A 17,003-nucleotide genomic window follows, 5' to 3' on the forward strand; every position below is an offset into this window, starting at 1 on the left:
CACACCCTAGGCGATGCGCGCGCCCCCAGGCAACCGCCCGCCCGTTCACGTTCCCGCGCCAAAGCGCCAGCCGCCCTGCGCCCGGATCTCACTGCTGCTGGCGTCAACCATCGGCAGGTTGATGAAAGCCCAGACCGGCGGCCGCCGCCCGCGCAAGCCTTCCCCCCGGTCCAGCTGCTTGCCGCGAAACGCCTGTGCCGCCCGGCTCAGCCGTGCCTTCACCCCCGCCCCGGGCCGCGCCAGCACCGCCACCGGCACCACACGCAGAATATCGCGCCAGCGATCCCAGCGGTGAAACTGCACCAGATTGTCCGCCCCCATCAGCCAGACAAACCGCACCCCCGGATACATCGCCTGCAACCGCACCAGCGTCTCATAGGTAAACCGCGTGCCCAAGCGCGCCTCCAGATCGGTCACCTTCACCCGCGGGTGCCGCATGATCCCCCGCCCCCGCGCAATCCGGTCCGCCATCGGGGCCGGCTGGCGTGCCTTCAGCGGGTTGCCCGGGCTCACCAGCCACCACACCTGATCCAGCCCCAGCCGCTTCATCGCCTCGCGCGTGATGTGGGCGTGCCCCTCATGCGCCGGGTCAAACGACCCGCCCAAGAGCCCCACCACCATCCCGCGCGCAGCTACCGGAAACCCGACCCGCATCCATAGCCCCCCATTCGGCACGCCAAACTGCCCCTGCCGCGTTGCCCTTGTCCAGCAATATCGCTACATCAGGGGCAATCCAAGCACATGCGCGCAGGCGCCCCCCCCGATACCGGAGAGTACACATGGCCAGCTATCAATACGTTTACCACATGGAAGGCGTCTCAAAGACCTATCCCGGCGGGAAAAAGTGCTTTGAAAACATCCACCTGAACTTCCTGCCCGGCGTCAAGATCGGCGTTGTCGGGGTCAACGGCGCGGGCAAATCCACCCTTCTGAAGATCATGGCGGGCATGGACACCGACTTCAAGGGCGAGGCCTGGGCCGCCAAAGGCGCCAAGGTCGGCTATCTGGCGCAGGAACCCTACCTCGACCCAAGCCTGAACGTGAAAGAGAACGTCATGCTCGGCGTCGCCAAGCAGACCGAAATTCTGGAACGCTACAACGAACTCGCCATGAACTACTCTGACGAGACGGCGGATGAAATGGCCGCCCTGCAAGACCAGATCGACGCTGGCAACCTGTGGGAGTTGGAGGCCACCGTCGGCGTCGCGATGGATGCCCTGCGCTGCCCGCCGGATGAGGCCAATGTCGAAGACCTCTCGGGCGGCGAGCGTCGCCGCGTCGCCCTGTGCAAGCTGCTGCTCGAAGCGCCTGACATGCTGCTGCTGGACGAACCGACCAACCACCTTGACGCCGAATCCATCGCCTGGCTGCAAAAGCACCTGATCGCCTACAAGGGCACCATCCTGATCGTCACCCACGACCGCTACTTCCTCGACGACATCACCTCCTGGATTCTCGAACTCGACCGTGGCCGCGGCATCCCGTATGAGGGCAACTATTCCGCATGGCTCGACCAGAAGGCCAAGCGCATGCAGCAAGAGGCGCGCGAGGACAAATCCAAGCAAAAGGCGCTGGAAAAGGAACTGGAGTGGATCCGCTCCGGCGCCAAGGCCCGTCAGGCCAAGGGCAAGGCGCGTCTGTCGCGCTACAACGAAATGGCCAGCCAGACCGTCACCGAACGCTCCTCCAACGCGCATATCATCATCCCCAACGGCGAGCGTCTGGGCAACAAGGTGATCGAGGTCACCGGCCTGAAAAAAGCCATGGGCGACAAGCTGCTGATCGAAGATCTGACCTTCACCATCCCGCCGGGCGCCATCGTCGGCGTCATCGGCCCCAATGGTGCCGGCAAATCCACCCTGTTCCGCATGCTGACCGGGCAGGAACAGCCCGATGAAGGCACGGTCACGCTGGGCGACACGGTCAAACTCTCCTACGTCGACCAGTCGCGCGACGCGCTCGACCCCAACAAGAACGTGTGGGAGGAAATCTCGGGCGGCTCCGAAGTCATCCAGCTGGGCGACATGCAGATGAACTCCCGCGTCTACACCGGGGCGTTCAACTTCAAGGGCACCGACCAGCAAAAGAAAGTCGGCCTCCTGTCAGGCGGCGAGCGGAACCGCGTCCACATGGCCAAATTGCTGCGCTCGGGCGGCAACGTGCTGCTGCTCGATGAACCGACCAACGATCTCGACGTGGAAACCCTGCAAGCGCTTGAGTCGGCCATCGAAGACTTCGCCGGCTGCGCCGTGATCATCAGCCACGACCGTTTCTTCCTCGACCGCCTCTGCACCCATATGCTGGCGTTTGAAGGCGACGCCCATGTGGAATGGTTCGAAGGCAACTTCCAGGCCTACGAAGAAGACAAGATCCGCCGTCTGGGGCCAGACGCGCTGGAGCCAAAGCGGGTGAAGTACAAGCGGTTCAGTCGGTGAACGTGTAGGGCGGGGTTCACCCCGCCTACCCTTCACCACCCGGAGACGGCGGGGTGAACCCCGCCCTACCCCCTCCACCCCGAACTGCGCCCATGTGGCGTCACGCGTCATGAACCATCCGTCCATGGTCACCCGTAGGGCGGGGTTCACCCCGCCTTTCTTTCGTCCACCCGGGGCGGCGGGGTGAACCCCGCCCTACTCCCCAAATTCCCCCGCCTCATACGATCCACCCCATTCCGGCTCCACCAATCCCAACCGGATATCGCGGTGAATTGACGAATGCGGCCAATCCACGGGCCGTTGCACAAATCCATGCTTCACCGGATTGCCCCAACAATACCGGACATGGGCGGCGTAATCCGCCTCATCCCGGATATGATGTTCCCAAAACCGTGGCTGCCAAAGCCCGACCTCTCCCTTGCGCCGTAGGGCGGGGTTCACCCCGCCATTCCTGCGCCCAACCGGCAAAGGCGGGGTGAACCCCGCCCTACGCATGCCCATCGAGAACCGCGCCTTGATCGCCCCCCACCGCACCGCATAATCCCCATCCCCCGCCGGCATCTGCCACACGCAATGCAGATGGTCCGGCAGCACGACCCAAGCCTCGATCCCGAAGGGCCGCTCCGCCCGCGTCTGCGCCACCGCGCGCCGCAGCAAATCAACCTCCCGCAGCAGCAGGTCACTGCCGCGCGCAGCAAGGCAGAGGGTGAAGAACACCCGTCCGCCGGTCGATCTGGGGCGATGATAGTGCGGCATCCCGCAACGCTGACAGGGCGTGGTTAACCACCCGTTACCGCCCGCCGGGAACGACCTGCCTGCGCACACACGTCATGACGTAAACCATACGCCCGCCATACGCGAACCAGACGCGTCGCATACCTAAAAAATCGCATTTTTTCAGCATCTTGACGCTTCCCCGCGCCCGCAAGGGAACCTTCCCCCGACGCGCGCGTTTCTCCCCCAGACCCAAGGAAAGGACATTCCATGAAAGGCGCATTGGCCTGGCTGATCGGCATTCCGATCCCGATCATCATCATCCTCTACCTGATCGACGTGTTCTGATCAGGCTCACATCAGGCCCCAACCGGCCTGACAGGCGGCCCGCCGCCGGAACGACCCCCGCTTTGCCCGAAGCGGGGGTTTTTTTCACATCTGCAAGGCAGGACCGCCGTTGAAACCCGGCAAATGCCGCCAGACCAAGCCCTTGAAAACAAAGGGGGCACCAGCCCGCAACACAGATCGAAAAGGGGAATGGTGAACCCGGAGCGATTCGAACGCCCGACCCTCAGATTCGTAGTCTGATGCTCTATCCAGCTGAGCTACGGGTCCACTATGGGGGCGGATTTAGCGGCGCCCGCCGGGGTTTGCAAGGGCAAAAGTCAAACTGACACAAGACTGTTTTCCGAAACCTGCTTGGGCAGGTAAATCAGGAACTGCGTCCCCTCGGCATCGCTGCGCGCCAGCTCCAGCCGCCCGCCATGCCCGCGCACCAGCTCGGCCGAGATCGCCAACCCAAGCCCAGCCCCACCCTTGCGGGTGCCCCCCTGAAAGGCCGCGAACAGATGCTCCCGCGCCTTGGCGGGCATCCCCGGCCCGGTGTCGCCGACCCGCAGCCACCAGGCGGCGTCATCCTCACCGCCAGACACTTCCACAACGCCACCCTGCCCCACAGCCTCCATCGCCTGCCGCGCATTGCGCACCAGATTGGACAGCACGCGGTACAGCTGTTCGCTGTCGGCGCGTAGGGTAAAGCCGGGGGGGATGTCGATCAGCGCCGTCACCGGGCTTTCGCCCAACAGGCCTTCGGCCTCCACCACCTCTTCGACCAGCGGGCGCAGCGCCAGCCGTTCCAGACGCGGCGGCGGCTCTTCGGCCTTGCCGAAGGCGAGTGTCGACTCGCACAGGCTGACGGCACGGCTGATCGAGCCCACAAGCTTGGGCGCGGCGCGGGCCACCATCGGGTCAGCGCTGCCCTCGATCCGATCGGCAAAAAGTTGCGCAGTTGTCAGGATGTTGCGCAGATCATGGCTGATCTTGGCCACCGCCCCGCCCAGTTGCGCCAGCCGCTCTTTCTGTCGCAGGGCCCCGGTCAGCTGCTTTTGCATGCTTTCCAGCGCATCCTCGGCCGCGCGCAACTCTACCACCGGCGAGGTGGGTGCAATCACCCGGCGCGCATCCTCGGGAGCCTCGGCATAGGCCTGCATATGGCGCACCACCCGCTGGATCGGGGTCACGATCATCCGCTGCACTGAAATGAACAGCAAAACCGCCGTCACCGCCGAAATCAGCACCGACAGCACCAGGATGCGCATTCCGTATTCGATCATCGCCACGCGCAGCGGACCGGTCTCCATCGTGACCTCGATCAGCAAGCCCGCCTGCTGCACCGGGTTGCCGATGACCCGGATCACCCGGTTCACCGGATCACGCAGCACGACGAAGGCGTCTCGGATCAGCTCCCACGGGCCAGACATGCGCAGGTCATACGTGCCTGAAATTGCGGCGGGAATCGGCGAGGACAGCACCAGCTGCCGCACCTCGTCGCGCCGCAGCACCACGTTGAACACGCCCGCATTCACCAGCAGCTCCGCTTCCAGATCGGGGGCGATCACCTCATCCGTGGTCAGCAGGGCCAGCGAGGCGATCTGCGCCTTTTCCAGACGCAGCAGCAGATAATCGGCCCGGAACCGCGCGATGGACGGCACAAGGATCAGCACCTCGGCCAGCATGACAAAGGCGACCGTCAGCAGCAGGAACCGCCCAGAGAGCGTCTTGAAAAACCCGCCACGCCCCGCCTTCACCTTGTTTCACCCTCCTGTAACGGCGGCTCAGGGCAAAACCTTTTGCACCAGCCGCACAAACCCCTTGAGTGTAGGATTATCAAAGAGTTTAGGGGAAAAATAGGCGCCTGCAGCGCGTTTCGAGATTTCGCCCAAGGTCGGGTAGGGTGCCACCATTCCAGCGATGGCCGACAGTTTCGCACGCGAAGCAATCGCAAAGGCCCAAAGCCCGATCAACTCGCCCGCCTGCGGCCCCACGATGGACGCCCCGACCGGGCGGCCCTTGACCACCATCACCTTCAAGAGGCCCACGGGCTTGCCCTCGGCTTGTGCGCGGTCGTTGTGCGCGAACTCCTGCCGCAGCACGCTCACCGCCGTGCCATGCGCCTTGCGCGCCGCGGCCTCGGTCAGCCCCACCTGCGCCAGTTCCGGGTCGGTATAGGTGACCCAAGGGATGTGGCGGGTGCTGGTCTTTGCCGGCAGGCCCAGCACGATCTGGCGGATCACGATGCCCGCATGATAGCCCGCAACATGGGTGAACTGCAGCCCGCCCGCCGCATCCCCCACCGCATAGACCCGGCGGTTGGTGCTGCGCAGATCTGCCCCCACCGTGACGCCTTTGCCGTCATGCTTCACCCCGGCAACCTCAAGGTTCAGCCCGTCCAGATGCACCTTGCGCCCCGCCGCCAGCAGCAGATGCGTGCCCTGCACCTGGCGGCCGTCTTCCAGCGCCACGGTGATGTCACCCGCCTGCCCCGACAGCGCGACCACCTTGGCGCCTTCCAGAACCTCTACCCCCTCGGCCCGCAGGTTGGCCAGCACGATGGCAGACAGCTCCGGATCATCGTGGCCAAGTGCTTTGGAGCCCTCGATCACGGTCACCTTGCAACCCAGCCGCCGGTGGGCCTGCGCCATCTCCATCCCGATGGGACCACCCCCAATGATCAGCAGATGCGCGGGCCTGTCGCGCAAGCCAAAGATCGTCTCATTGGTAAGGTAAGGCACTGTATCGACGCCCGGAATCGGAGGGACCAGCGGGCGGCTGCCGGTGGCGATGACAAAGCGGCGGGCCTTGATGCGGTGGCCGCCGGCCTCGACCGTGTCAGGCCCGGAGAACTTTGCCCAGTCGCGGATGACGCGCACACCCAGGCCCTCGAACCGCTCCTGGCTGTCGACCGGCGCGATGGTTTCAATGACCCGCGCCACGTGATCCTTCACCGCGCCGAAGTCCACCTCCGGCTCTGTCGGGGTGATCCCGAACCGCGCCCCGTCACGCATCGCCTGCGCCGCCTTGGCCGCCGCGATCAGGGCCTTGGATGGGATGCAGCCCGCATTCAGGCAATCGCCGCCCATCTCGCCGCCCTCGATCAGCACGACCCGAGCGCCCATCTGGACCGCTCCCGCAGCAATAGACAACCCGCCAGAGCCCGCGCCGATGATGCAGATGTCGGTGGTGATCAGGCTCATATCAGGCCCCTTTGTTGAAGTGTTTCAGCACAATGGGCACCGCCGACAAAACTGCCAGCCCCAGAATCGGCCCAAGTATATGCGGTGCAAACAGGATCGACAGATCGGGGGTCTCGCTGCGGGCAAACACCTCTCCCAGACCGGCCCCCACCCAGGTAAACACGAACGTCCCCGGAATGATCCCCAGAAATGTTGTCACGACAAAGCGGAACAGCGATGTGCCGACAAAGGCGGGCAGCAGATTGGCGATGAAGAACGGCACCGCAGGCACCAGCCGCATGATCAAGAGCGCCGACCATTCGTTTTCGCGCAAGCCTTGCTGCAACCGCGCCGCCGCCCCGCCCCGTTCGGTGATCTTCGCCGCCACATCGGCCCCGAACCCGGCGCGCGCGGCCAGAAACACACCCGCCGCGCCGATGGTGGCTCCGCCGACATTGTAGAAAACGCCCGGAAACAGCCCGAACAGAAAGCCCCCCGTCAGCGTGGCAATCGTCGCCCCCGGCAGGCTGAAGGCCACGATGACGACATAGGCCGCAACAAAACCAAGGCTGGCCAAAGCCGGATTGCTGTCGCGAAACGCCAGCAGCGTATCGCGGTGCCGGGCCAGAGCCTCAAAACTGATCTGATCGCGCAGCAGGACCGCGCCCAGCACGGCCACGCCAAGGATGACAAGAAAGGGCAGGCGTTTCAGCCATGGGTTGGGGGGTCGCTTGGGTGTGGCGGGCATGGCATCCTCATTCTCTGTCACTGGGCCTGTTACGCGGACCGTCCTGAACTTGTTTCAGCAAAGCCCAAATGCGACAGCCCGATCACGCCGCCTTGATCGAATGGGAGGGGTTTGACACACCATCGGCGCTGAACGACCCGGCGCAAGCGCCATCTGCGATTTGTTGTGCAAAATCGGGCTGCCTTGCGTTGACTTGGGGTCCAAGCCTGCGTAAAGGACGGGCTTCAAGTTCCCTGCCCTCGAATCCTTGGGGTTCGGGCAAGCCGTCTGATGGAGAGCCGCGATGAAGCGCACATACCAACCGTCCAACCTGGTCCGCAAGCGCCGCCATGGTTTCCGCGCCCGCATGGCCACCAAAGGTGGTCGTCTGGTGCTGGCCGCCCGCCGCGCCAAGGGCCGTCACAAGCTGTCCGCATAAGATTTCCGGCCCCGGTCAGGGCCGCTTATGGACAAGCAAGACATGACGCCGCCGGAGGAAATGGGCCAAGGCATCACTGCCGAGGTTCCCATTGCGCCTCCGGCGGTTTCGTTTTGCATTACGACCATGCGCCACCGTCCAGAATTCCTGCGCACCGCTTCGGCGCGCAGGCAGGGGGCCGGTGGGTTTCTGGTGCAGGCGCGGTTCCGGGCGGACGGCAAACCGGGCGTGCAGGTCGGCTTCACCGCATCCAAGAAAATCGGCAATGCCGTGTTCCGCAACCGCGCCAAGCGCCGCCTGCGCGAGGTGGCGCGCGCTGTGCTACCGCATCTGGCGCAACCCGGGTGGGATTATGTGCTGGTCGCCCGCCCCGGTGTGACCGTAGACCGCCCCTTTGCCCAATTGCTGATCGACCTTGAAACAGCCCTGCGCGCCATCCACGGTGCGCGTGCATGACGCCTCTGGCGCATGTCATCGCCCTTCCCGTGCGCGCCTATCGCCTGTTGCTGAGCCCTTGGGTCGGTCACGGCTGCCGTTTCCAGCCCACCTGCTCCACCTACGCGCTCGATGCGCTACAGCGCCATGGCGGGCTCAGGGGCGGCTATCTGACCGCGCATCGGATCTGCCGCTGTCACCCTTGGGGCGGTCATGGCTATGACCCGGTGCCGGGCGCGGACCCCGCCCATGACGCATCACACCAAAGTGGCGATGATCGCGCGTAGGGTCTCGACCCCCTCACCCTTTTCCGAACTGGTCACCACGATTTCCGGGTAGGCCGCCGGGTGCTTGGTCAAAGATGCCTGCACCTGTGCAATCGTCTCTTCGCGCGTGGCGGCGTTCACTTTGTCGGCCTTGGTCAGCACGACCTGAAAGGTTACGGCAGACTTGTCCAGCAGCGACAGAATTTCCTGATCCACCGCCTTGACGCCGTGCCGCATGTCCACCAGCACAAAGGCCCGCCGCAGCGTCTGGCGGCCCTGCAGGTAGGACCGCAGCAGCGCCTGCCATTTTTCGACCACGGCCAGCGGGGCCTCGGCATAGCCATAGCCGGGAAGGTCGACCATATAGCGCTGCTCGCCAAGCGCGAAATAGTTGATCTCTTGCGTCCGGCCCGGCGTGTTAGACGCCCGCGCCAGCGTCTTGCGCCCGGTCAGCGCGTTGATCAGGCTGGATTTGCCAACGTTCGACCGTCCGGCAAAACACACCTCAACCCGGTCTGCCGGGGGCAGACCAGACATCGCGACCACGCCTTTGACAAAATCCACCGGCCCGGCAAACAGCAGGCGGCCCTTTTCGCGGGAGTCAAACTCCGGCAGGTCAGCAATGGGGAAACGTGCAGCGCTCATAGCACCTCCACCCGATCGCCACGCGCAATGGGACCGGACTTTATGACCAAGGCATAGGTGCCAAAGTCCTGATGGCCAAATGTGGCCCGCAATGCGCCAAGGGTGTCGGCGTCTTCGGTTCCGGTGACGGGGTTGACGGTGGTGGCCTTGCAGCGGGTGATGCGTTGCTCAACCCGGACCTCTGCCCCGCCGATGCGCAGGGTGCGACCCAGAAGATCCCACTCGGCCCAAGGCTCCATCCCGTCCAGCCACAGATTGCCGCGCCAGCGGTGGATCGACAGATCCTGCCCCATCCGCGCGCCCAGGTCGGCGTTGGAGGCCGCGTTCAGCACCGCCACATAGGGTTCTGGCACATCCGTCATTGCCTGCCCGGGCAGATGATCCACCCGCACAGGTGCCGGTTTGTCTGCGGGCCACAGCGGACGCAGCCAGTCCAGCAGCCGGTCGCCGTCGGTATCGGGCGCAACCGTGATTTCCCCGGCCGTGGGGTGAGTCAGCGTCACCCGGCGCAGGTCTTCGTCCAGCCGCGCGCGGATCGCCATCAGCTCCGGCCCCGCCACACCGCGCAGAAAGTTCATCTTGTGAACCCATTCGGTCAGCGCACCGACCTTGGCCGCATCGTGCAGCACCGCCCATTCCCGATCAAACGGCAAAACGCGCCCCTCTGTCAGGGGCGCGCTTGCCAGTTCCTCAAAGCCGATGGATTTGATGGGGTGGCGGCAGATCCGGGTCAGCCGTATCATTTTTTCTTTGGCTTCGCGCTCTTGTCAGCCACCGGCACAACTGCGGGCTTTTTCTTGAAGCCCGATTTGATGTTGCCGAACAGGTCCGGCTTGTGCCCATGGCTGCGCATGATGGCGTATTGCTGGGCAAAGGTGATCACGTTGTTGGTGATCCAGTACACCACCAACCCGCTGGCAAAGCCGCCGAGCATGAACATGAAGACCCAAGGCATCCACGCAAAGATCATCTGCTGGGTCGGGTCGGTGGGGGCCGGGTTGAGCTTTTGCTGCAGCCACATGGAGACGCCAAGCAGGATCGGCAGGATGCCGATGAAGATCAGCGCAAGAATCGTGCCCGGCTCGGGGGCCGCCCAGGGCAGCAGACCGAACAGGTTGTAGATCGAAGAGGTATCGGGGGCCGACAAGTCTTGCAGCCAGCCAAAGAACGGCGCGTGGCGCAGTTCGATGGTGACAAAGATCACCTTGTACAGCGCGAAGAAGATCGGAATCTGGATCAGGATCGGCAGGCAGCCCGCGGCCGGGTTAACCTTTTTGTCCTTGTACAGCTTCATCATCTCGCGCTGCATCATCTGCTTGTCTTCGCCCGCACGCTCCTTGAGCGCTTCCATCTCGGGCTGCAGTTCTTTCATCCGCGCCATGCTGACATAGGATTTGTAGGCCAGCGGCAGCACGAGCAGCTTGAGGATGAAGGTCAGCCCGATGATCGCCAGACCCATGTTGCCGATATTGGCATTCAGCCAGTGCAGAACGGCAAAGATCGGCTTGGTCAGGAAAAAGAACCAACCCCAGTCGATCGTGTCGATAAACCCGGGAATCGGCTGGGCCGACCCCTCGACTGCGCCCTCGTTCTGATAGGCGCGCAGGGTTTCCCACCGTTTGGCCCCGGCAAACAGCCGCTGGGTCGATGTCACGGTTTCGCCCGGGGCCACAGCCACCACAGGCTGCCGGGTTTCGGTCTGGTAAATATCGGCCTGCGGCACGTATTTGGTGACCGAGGTGAAAGGCTTTCCCTGTTCCGGCACCAGAACCGTCATCCAGTACTTGTCGGTAAAGCCAATCCAGCCATCGGTCTGCGCCTCGACGACCGTCGCCTGTGCGCCTTCGCGCTGCACCAGCGGCAGGTCTGCCACATCGTCGTAATCGGTCTCGGTCAGCTTGCCATCGGCACGGGCCACGACACCTTCATGGCTGACAAAGAAATTCTCAAGATTGTTGGGTTTGCCATGGCGGGCGACGATGCCATAGGGGAACAACCGCGCCTCTGCCGTGCCAGTGTTCTGCACGCTTTCGGTCACGGTGAACATGAAATGCGCATCCACCGCGATTTCGCGGGTGAAGCTCAGGCCGTTGCCGTTGTCCCAGCGCAGGGTGACCGGCTGACCGGGGGCAAGCGTGCCACCACCGGCGGGCGTCCATTCGGTATTGGCACCCGGAACGTCCTCAAACCCCAGCGCCCCGGCAGGGCCCCAGCCGAACAGCGCATAATACGCATTCGCCTGCCCCACGGGCGCAAGCAGACGCACGATGCCAGAGCTGTCATCCTGAGTCTGCTGGTAGGCTTTCAGCTCCAGGTCATCAATACGGCCACCCAACAGCGAAATCGAGCCGGTCAGCTCGGGCGTGTCGATGGTCAGGCGTGGTGCCTCGGCGGCGGGCGCTGCCCCATCTGCGGCTGCCGTGGCAGCTGGCTGCGACGCCGCGGGGGGCGTGGTGCCATCCACGGCGGTCACCGCAGGCGCGTTCGGGTCGATCACCGGTTCGGGCGGTGGAAACAGCACGAACCAGACCATGATGACCACGAAGGACAGCACAGTTGCGAGGATGAGGTTCTTGTTTTGATCGTCCATCGGGACTTCCGCCGGCATTGTTCAGGTCAGCGGTCGTTCAACAGAAGGGGGCGGGAAAGGTCAAGCGGTTTTCCTGTTTGCCCGCCAGTATTGATCCCGCGTGGTCGTTGTCGGCAGGAAACGCGCAGGGATGGAAGGGCACATCGCCGCCGCGCCCGGTGCGGCCCGGCCATCAGCGCCTTTATCCGAACGGGGTGGCGTGCTGCCGCGCACGTTCGTGCCTGTCGATCCAGCCAAAGGTGTCCTCTATCGCCATTGGGCGCGCAATGCCGAAGCCTTGGACATGCCCGCACCCCAACTGTGCCACGGTCACATGCTCACCAGGTGTTTCAACCCCTTCGGCGACCGTTTCCAGCCCCAGATGCTCACACAATGACAAGATCGCCGCGACCATGCGTTTCTGATCCGGGTCAGTGTCGCAGCGGGTGACAAAGCAGCGGTCGACCTTGATCCGCCGGATCGCAAACCGCCGGATATTGACGATGGAGGCCTGCCCGGTGCCGAAATCATCCAGATCAATGCCGCAGCCCAATTCCGCGATCCGCGCCAGATTGGCCACGATCACATCATCGTCAGACCGCGCCGCCACCGTTTCCAACACTTCGACCGTCAGCCGGTCGGGCGACAGGGCAAAGCGGTCCAGCTCCCAATGCAGCCTGTCGGGCAGGCGCGGGTTGCGCAGTTCGACCCCGGAAAAGTTGACCGAAACCCGGGCAATGGAATGGCCGGCTTTGTCCCATCGGTTCAGGGCTGACAAGGCACCATACAGGATCACCTCTCCCAGCCGCTCTGACAGACCGGTATCCTCGGCAAGCGGCAGAAACTCTGACGGCGGAATAATCCCGCGCTCTGGGTGCTGCCAGCGGGCCAAGGCTTCGAACCCGGTGATTTCCCCGGTGTCGGTTGACACCTGTGGCTGAAACCACGGGCGAATATGCCCTTCGTCCAAAGCAGCCTCCAGCCCCGCGCGCAATTCCGCCCTGTCGGCGCGGCGGCGGACCAATTCTGGCTGAAAGGCACGCAGCGCAGCGGGACCATGGCGCAGCGCCTCATCCGCAGCGGCCCACGCGGCATGCAGGAGCGACGCGCCCAGCAAGGCAGGGGCCCGGTCGGCCAGACAAAAGCCCCCCGACAGCGACGGGTGCACCGTCAAGTCATCAATGACAAGCGGGGCATTGACTGCCGCCAGCAGACGCGCTGCCATCTGCACAGCGCTTTCCAGATCAAACCGCCGCGTCGGGGCAAGGCTGACAGCAAAGCCGTTGCCGGGCAGCATTGCCACCACATCACCTTCGCGCAAGGCGCGGCCCAGCCGTTCGCCCGTGCGCCGTATCACCCGGTCAAGCGCAAGTCGCCCATTCCGGTCTGCCAGCACAGTCAGATCATCAAACATCAGCACAAAACAGACGGTTGTCCGGCCATGCGTCACGCCGTCAGCCAACAAACGGTCAAGATTGGCCACAAACCATGCTTCACTGGCGAGCTCTTCCGCCGTGCCGCCATCATCCGGCTGAGCCATCATTTGCTTGCGCCAGACGCTCAGCGCAAAACCCACAGTCGCGGCGGCCGCGAGCGTCAGCAACCCTGCCTCACCCCCCAGCCAGAACCCCACCAATAACATGGCAGGCAACAGGATCAATCCGAGTGTACTGGAATACCTGCAAAGCAGCGCCCAGACCGCTGATGTTTTGGACGCATTTTCGTGCATGCCGCCCCCCCGGACGCGGAGGGCCATCCCCCTTGACCAGAAAGGCTAGGGTGATGCGGTATCTGAACCGTTAATCCGGGTCCCGAAGTTGCGGAGGATTTTCTGTATCTGTTCCCATTTGCTGCATCAGCCCGGCAAAATCGAACAGACCCGGGTCGGCCAGATGCGACGGGCGCACATTCATCAGCGACCGGAACATCACCTGCCGCCGCCCCGGCGCCCGCGCTTCCCACTCATCCAGCAGCTTTTTCACCTGCGCACGCTGCAACCCTTCCTGGCTGCCGCACAGATCACAAGGAATGATCGGATAGCCCATGGCGCGGGCAAAACGGTCGCAATCCACCTCGGCGACAAATGCCAAGGGGCGGGCGACAAACAGATCACCATCCTCATTCAGCAGGCGCGGCGGCATCGAGGCCAGGCGACCGCCGTGGAACAGGTTCATGAAAAAGGTTTCCAGAATATCATCGCGGTGATGGCCAAGCACGACGGTCGAACAGCCTTCCTCGCGCGCGATGCGGTACAGATTGCCGCGCCGCAGCCGGGAACACAGGCTGCACATCGTGCCGCCCGGTTTGATCTTGTCGATGACGACCGAATAGGTGTCCTGATACTCGATGCGGTGCGCAACCCCCATCCGGGTCAGAAACGCAGGCAGCACGGTGGCGGGAAAGCCGGGCTGGCCCTGATCGAGGTTGCAGGCCAAAAGGTCCACCGGCAACAGCCCGCGCCATTTCAGCTCGTGCAGAACGGCCAGCAGAGTATAGCTGTCCTTGCCGCCTGAAAGGCAGACCAGCCAGCGTTCGCCCGGTTTGGCCATGCCATAGGTCTCAATCGCCTCGCGCGCCTGTTGCACCAGCCGCTTGCGCAGCTTGCGGAACTCCAGCCCCTTGGGGGCACCGTAGAACAACGGGTGAATGTCGTCGGCATCATCAAGCATATCGGCCTCCGCAGGGTTGCCCGGATATGCGGGTCGCGGGCGCGCGCGTCAAGCTGTGCCGCTTGTCCCACCTGCAACAGCGCGAGTCGGTGCGTCACACATGCTGGGCACCGTTCACCTCGATCTCGGCCCCCGAGATATAGCTCGACTGGTCCGAACACAGGAACCAGATCACATCGGCCACCTCTTTGGGCTGCCCCAGCCGCTGCATCGGCAGCTTTTCAACAATCTTGTCAGTGCCCGGCGACAGGATCGCGGTTTCCACCTCGCCCGGCGCAATCGCATTCACCCGAACCCCCAAGGGCCCGAAATCATGCGCCATCTCGCGCGTCAGCGCGGCGAGCGCGGCTTTCGACGTGGCATAGGCCGCCCCGGCAAAGGGGTGCACCTTCACCCCGGCAATCGAGGTTACATTGACCACAGACCCCTTGGCCGCCGCCAGCTCCTCCTTCAACCCGCGCGCCATGATCACGGAAGAGAAGAAATTGACATGGAACACCTGTCCCCAGATCCGCAGATCGGTGTCCAGCGTGTTCAGCCGCGCGCCATCCGCCCCTTTGGGGCTGATTCCGGCATTGTTGACCAGCGCATCGAGGCGACCGTTGATCTTGGTCTTGATCGTCTCGATCGCGACAATGGTCTTGTTCGGGTCGGCCAGGTCGATCTGGATATGATTGTCCTCACCCCCTGGCCAGGGGCAGCGCGCATCGAACGGCTGGCGCGAACAGGTCAGCACGCGCCAGCCCTCGGCTGAAAACCGCTTGACCGTGGCATGGCCGATTCCGCGCGATGCGCCTGTCAGAACGATGGTTTTCTGCTCGGTCATGGCCTACTCCTTGAGCTTGGCCAAACCCTACGCTTATGGTCGGAAAAGACAAGCCAGACCCTTGAGCGGACACTGCGCTTGGCAGGCTGCGGCAAAGGGGTTACCAACCACCCTAACCCGGAGGCCCCCATGAAACAGCAGACCCTGACCATGCAAGATGCCCTGAACACCGCCAAGATGCTCTCTGAGGCCCTGCCCTATCTGCAACGATACGCAGACTCGGTCGTGGTGGTGAAGTTCGGCGGCAATGCCATGGGCGACGATGCCGCCATGGCGGAGTTCGCCCGCGACATCGTGCTGATGCGGCAAGTCGGCGTGAACCCGGTTGTGGTGCATGGCGGCGGGCCGATGATCAATGACATGCTGAACAAACTGGGCATCCACAGCGAATTTGTGCGCGGCAAGCGGGTGACCGACAAGGCGACCGTGCAGGTGGTCGAGATGATCCTGTCGGGTCTGGTCAACAAGCGGATCGTGCAAGCGATCATGGACGCAGGCGGCCGCGCCGTGGGGATTTCAGGCAAGGATGACGACCTGATGGTGTGTGAGGCCGATGACCCGGAGCTTGGCTTCGTTGGCCGCCCGGTCGAGATGAACGTGCAGGTGCTGCGCGACCTCTACAAGGCCGGGATCATCCCGGTGATTGCCCCCGTGGGCACCGGCATGGCGGACAACGAGACGTTCAACGTGAACGGTGACACCGCTGCAGGGGCGATTGCGGGTGCCTTGCAGGCCGACCGCCTGCTGCTTTTGACCGATGTTTCCGGCGTCAAGAACGCGGCCGGAGAGGTGATGACCCAAATCACCCCGGACGAAATCCGGCAGATGACGGCCGAGGGTGTGATCTCTGGCGGGATGATCCCCAAGACAGAAACCGCGCTGCTGGCGATTGAACAGGGCACCCGGGCGGTGACCATTCTGGATGGACGCATTCCCAACGCCTGCTTGCTGGAGCTGTTCACCGACCACGGTGCAGGATCGCAGATCCGTTCCTCCGAGCCGCGGGTGAAGCCGCTGGTGCGGCGGTGATCTGACGGCGGCTCTTGTGGCCACTGTCGTTGCGCGCCGCGCGGGAGTAGTTGGAGAAGGTGCAAATGGCAGAGCTGAGCGTCGACCGTCTGACCGCCCTACTGGAGCCGCATTTTCTGGAAGTGCTGGGTGGATTTGACTGCACGGGCGAGGTGGAGTTTCCGGTCTGGGCGCGCAGCGTGGTGTTGCTGGCGCCGCGTGAGCCGGGGTTCTGGCCGCATCTGAAGGCGCAGCCTGAATGGGGCGGGGCAGATCCGGTGGATCGCTGGTCGCGCCGGGTGATCGGGCGGCTGGCCTGCGATCTGGGCGGCAAGGCGCGATTTCCCTTTGGCGGGCCGCCCTATGATCCGTTCTATCAATGGGCGCTGCGGACCGGACGGATCTGGGACAGCCCGGTGCGGTTGCTGGTGCACGGCAGCCAGGGGTTGATGGTCAGCATCCGGGGGGCGTTGGTCCTGCGCGAGGCGGTGGATCTGCCCGGAGCGGACAAGCCGTGTGATGGCTGTGCGCAGCCATGTGCTGCGGCCTGCCCCGTCACCGCGCTGACGACGGGCGGCTATGATCTACCGGCCTGCCACGCCTTTCTGGACCAGGCGGAGGGGGCAGACTGCCTGTCGGGCGGCTGCCGGGTTCGCCGCGCTTGCCCGGTGTCGCAAGGCTATGCAAGACTTGCCGAACAGTCGGCCTATCACATGGGGCGATTCCACAGGGCGGAGTAACCGCCCGTATTCGGGGGG

Annotated in this window: 17 protein-coding genes and 1 tRNA gene; 6 read left to right on the plus strand and 12 right to left on the minus strand. The window is 63.9% G+C overall.

What is annotated here, in order from left to right:
- Positions 1-45: 45 nt before the first annotated feature.
- Positions 46-654, minus strand: coding sequence for a nicotinate-nucleotide adenylyltransferase (locus EEB11_RS16655; RefSeq protein WP_135433300.1), 609 nt, complete (start codon positions 652-654; stop codon positions 46-48).
- Between the two features lie 125 nt (positions 655-779).
- Between EEB11_RS16655 and ettA the strand changes: the two genes are divergently transcribed.
- Positions 780-2,435, plus strand: a complete 1,656-nt coding sequence (gene ettA / locus EEB11_RS16660) for an energy-dependent translational throttle protein EttA (protein ID WP_135433302.1) — start codon at positions 780-782, stop codon at positions 2,433-2,435.
- Positions 2,436-2,630: 195 nt separating this feature from the next.
- On the opposite strand, the gene EEB11_RS16665 is transcribed toward ettA, so the two are convergent.
- The 5 genes from EEB11_RS16665 to EEB11_RS16685 all read right to left on the minus strand — a co-directional run bounded on the left by EEB11_RS16665 (position 2,631) and on the right by EEB11_RS16685 (position 7,409).
- Positions 2,631-3,191, minus strand: a complete 561-nt coding sequence (locus tag EEB11_RS16665) for an REP-associated tyrosine transposase (protein ID WP_135433304.1) — start codon at positions 3,189-3,191, stop codon at positions 2,631-2,633.
- Positions 3,192-3,687: 496 nt separating this feature from the next.
- Positions 3,688-3,764 (minus strand) — tRNA-Arg (locus EEB11_RS16670).
- Between the two features lie 50 nt (positions 3,765-3,814).
- The gene (locus EEB11_RS16675) at positions 3,815-5,164 is read right to left on the minus strand and encodes a sensor histidine kinase (RefSeq protein ID WP_135433383.1); all 1,350 of its coding nucleotides are present in this window, start codon (positions 5,162-5,164) and stop codon (positions 3,815-3,817) included.
- Between the two features lie 99 nt (positions 5,165-5,263).
- Positions 5,264-6,682: a dihydrolipoyl dehydrogenase family protein gene (locus tag EEB11_RS16680; RefSeq protein ID WP_135433306.1), complete on the minus strand. Its 1,419-nt coding sequence runs from the start codon at positions 6,680-6,682 to the stop codon at positions 5,264-5,266.
- 1 nt (position 6,683) lies between these two features.
- A complete protein-coding gene (locus EEB11_RS16685) occupies positions 6,684-7,409 on the minus strand; it encodes a TVP38/TMEM64 family protein (protein WP_135433308.1) in 726 nt (241 codons plus the stop codon).
- A gap of 283 nt (positions 7,410-7,692) precedes the next feature.
- Here EEB11_RS16685 and rpmH point away from each other — a divergent pair, with 283 nt between their 5' ends.
- From rpmH to yidD, 3 genes are read left to right on the plus strand one after another with little or no spacing between them, the layout of a single operon-like run.
- Entirely contained in the window at positions 7,693-7,827 is a 135-nt protein-coding gene (gene rpmH / locus EEB11_RS16690) for a 50S ribosomal protein L34 (RefSeq protein ID WP_100195973.1), read from the plus strand.
- Between the two features lie 42 nt (positions 7,828-7,869).
- Positions 7,870-8,283, plus strand: a complete 414-nt coding sequence (gene rnpA / locus EEB11_RS16695) for a ribonuclease P protein component (protein WP_135433385.1) — start codon at positions 7,870-7,872, stop codon at positions 8,281-8,283.
- Positions 8,280-8,549 (plus strand): membrane protein insertion efficiency factor YidD, encoded by a 270-nt coding sequence (yidD, locus tag EEB11_RS16700; RefSeq protein ID WP_135433310.1) that lies wholly within the window; start codon positions 8,280-8,282, stop codon positions 8,547-8,549. The genes rnpA and yidD overlap by 4 nt, the downstream gene beginning before the upstream one ends.
- Here the strand turns inward: yidD and yihA are convergent.
- The 6 genes from yihA to EEB11_RS16730 all read right to left on the minus strand — a co-directional run bounded on the left by yihA (position 8,520) and on the right by EEB11_RS16730 (position 15,237).
- Positions 8,520-9,173 (minus strand): ribosome biogenesis GTP-binding protein YihA/YsxC, encoded by a 654-nt coding sequence (gene yihA / locus EEB11_RS16705; RefSeq protein WP_135433312.1) that lies wholly within the window; start codon positions 9,171-9,173, stop codon positions 8,520-8,522. The genes yidD and yihA overlap by 30 nt on opposite strands.
- On the minus strand, positions 9,170-9,916 hold the full coding sequence (locus EEB11_RS16710) for an MOSC domain-containing protein (RefSeq protein WP_135433314.1): 747 nt from the start codon (positions 9,914-9,916) through the stop codon (positions 9,170-9,172). The genes yihA and EEB11_RS16710 overlap by 4 nt, the downstream gene beginning before the upstream one ends.
- Positions 9,913-11,763 (minus strand): membrane protein insertase YidC, encoded by a 1,851-nt coding sequence (yidC, locus tag EEB11_RS16715; RefSeq protein WP_135433316.1) that lies wholly within the window; start codon positions 11,761-11,763, stop codon positions 9,913-9,915. The genes EEB11_RS16710 and yidC overlap by 4 nt, the downstream gene beginning before the upstream one ends.
- Before the next feature lie 181 nt (positions 11,764-11,944).
- A complete protein-coding gene (locus EEB11_RS16720) occupies positions 11,945-13,384 on the minus strand; it encodes a putative bifunctional diguanylate cyclase/phosphodiesterase (protein WP_245298963.1) in 1,440 nt (479 codons plus the stop codon).
- 157 nt (positions 13,385-13,541) lie between these two features.
- Entirely contained in the window at positions 13,542-14,411 is an 870-nt protein-coding gene (gene ttcA / locus EEB11_RS16725) for a tRNA 2-thiocytidine(32) synthetase TtcA (protein WP_135433320.1), read from the minus strand.
- Positions 14,412-14,505: 94 nt separating this feature from the next.
- Positions 14,506-15,237, minus strand: coding sequence for an SDR family oxidoreductase (locus tag EEB11_RS16730; protein ID WP_135433322.1), 732 nt, complete (start codon positions 15,235-15,237; stop codon positions 14,506-14,508).
- 150 nt (positions 15,238-15,387) lie between these two features.
- On the opposite strand from EEB11_RS16730, the gene argB reads away from it, so the two are divergent.
- Positions 15,388-16,266 (plus strand): acetylglutamate kinase, encoded by an 879-nt coding sequence (argB, locus tag EEB11_RS16735; RefSeq protein WP_435531120.1) that lies wholly within the window; start codon positions 15,388-15,390, stop codon positions 16,264-16,266.
- Between the two features lie 65 nt (positions 16,267-16,331).
- Complete coding sequence (locus tag EEB11_RS16740; RefSeq protein ID WP_245298961.1) at positions 16,332-16,985, plus strand: ferredoxin; 654 nt, start codon at positions 16,332-16,334, stop codon at positions 16,983-16,985.
- Positions 16,986-17,003 lie beyond the last annotated feature (18 nt).

The organism is Pseudotabrizicola sediminis (assembly GCF_004745575.1).
GTDB lineage: Bacteria > Pseudomonadota > Alphaproteobacteria > Rhodobacterales > Rhodobacteraceae > Pseudotabrizicola > Pseudotabrizicola sediminis.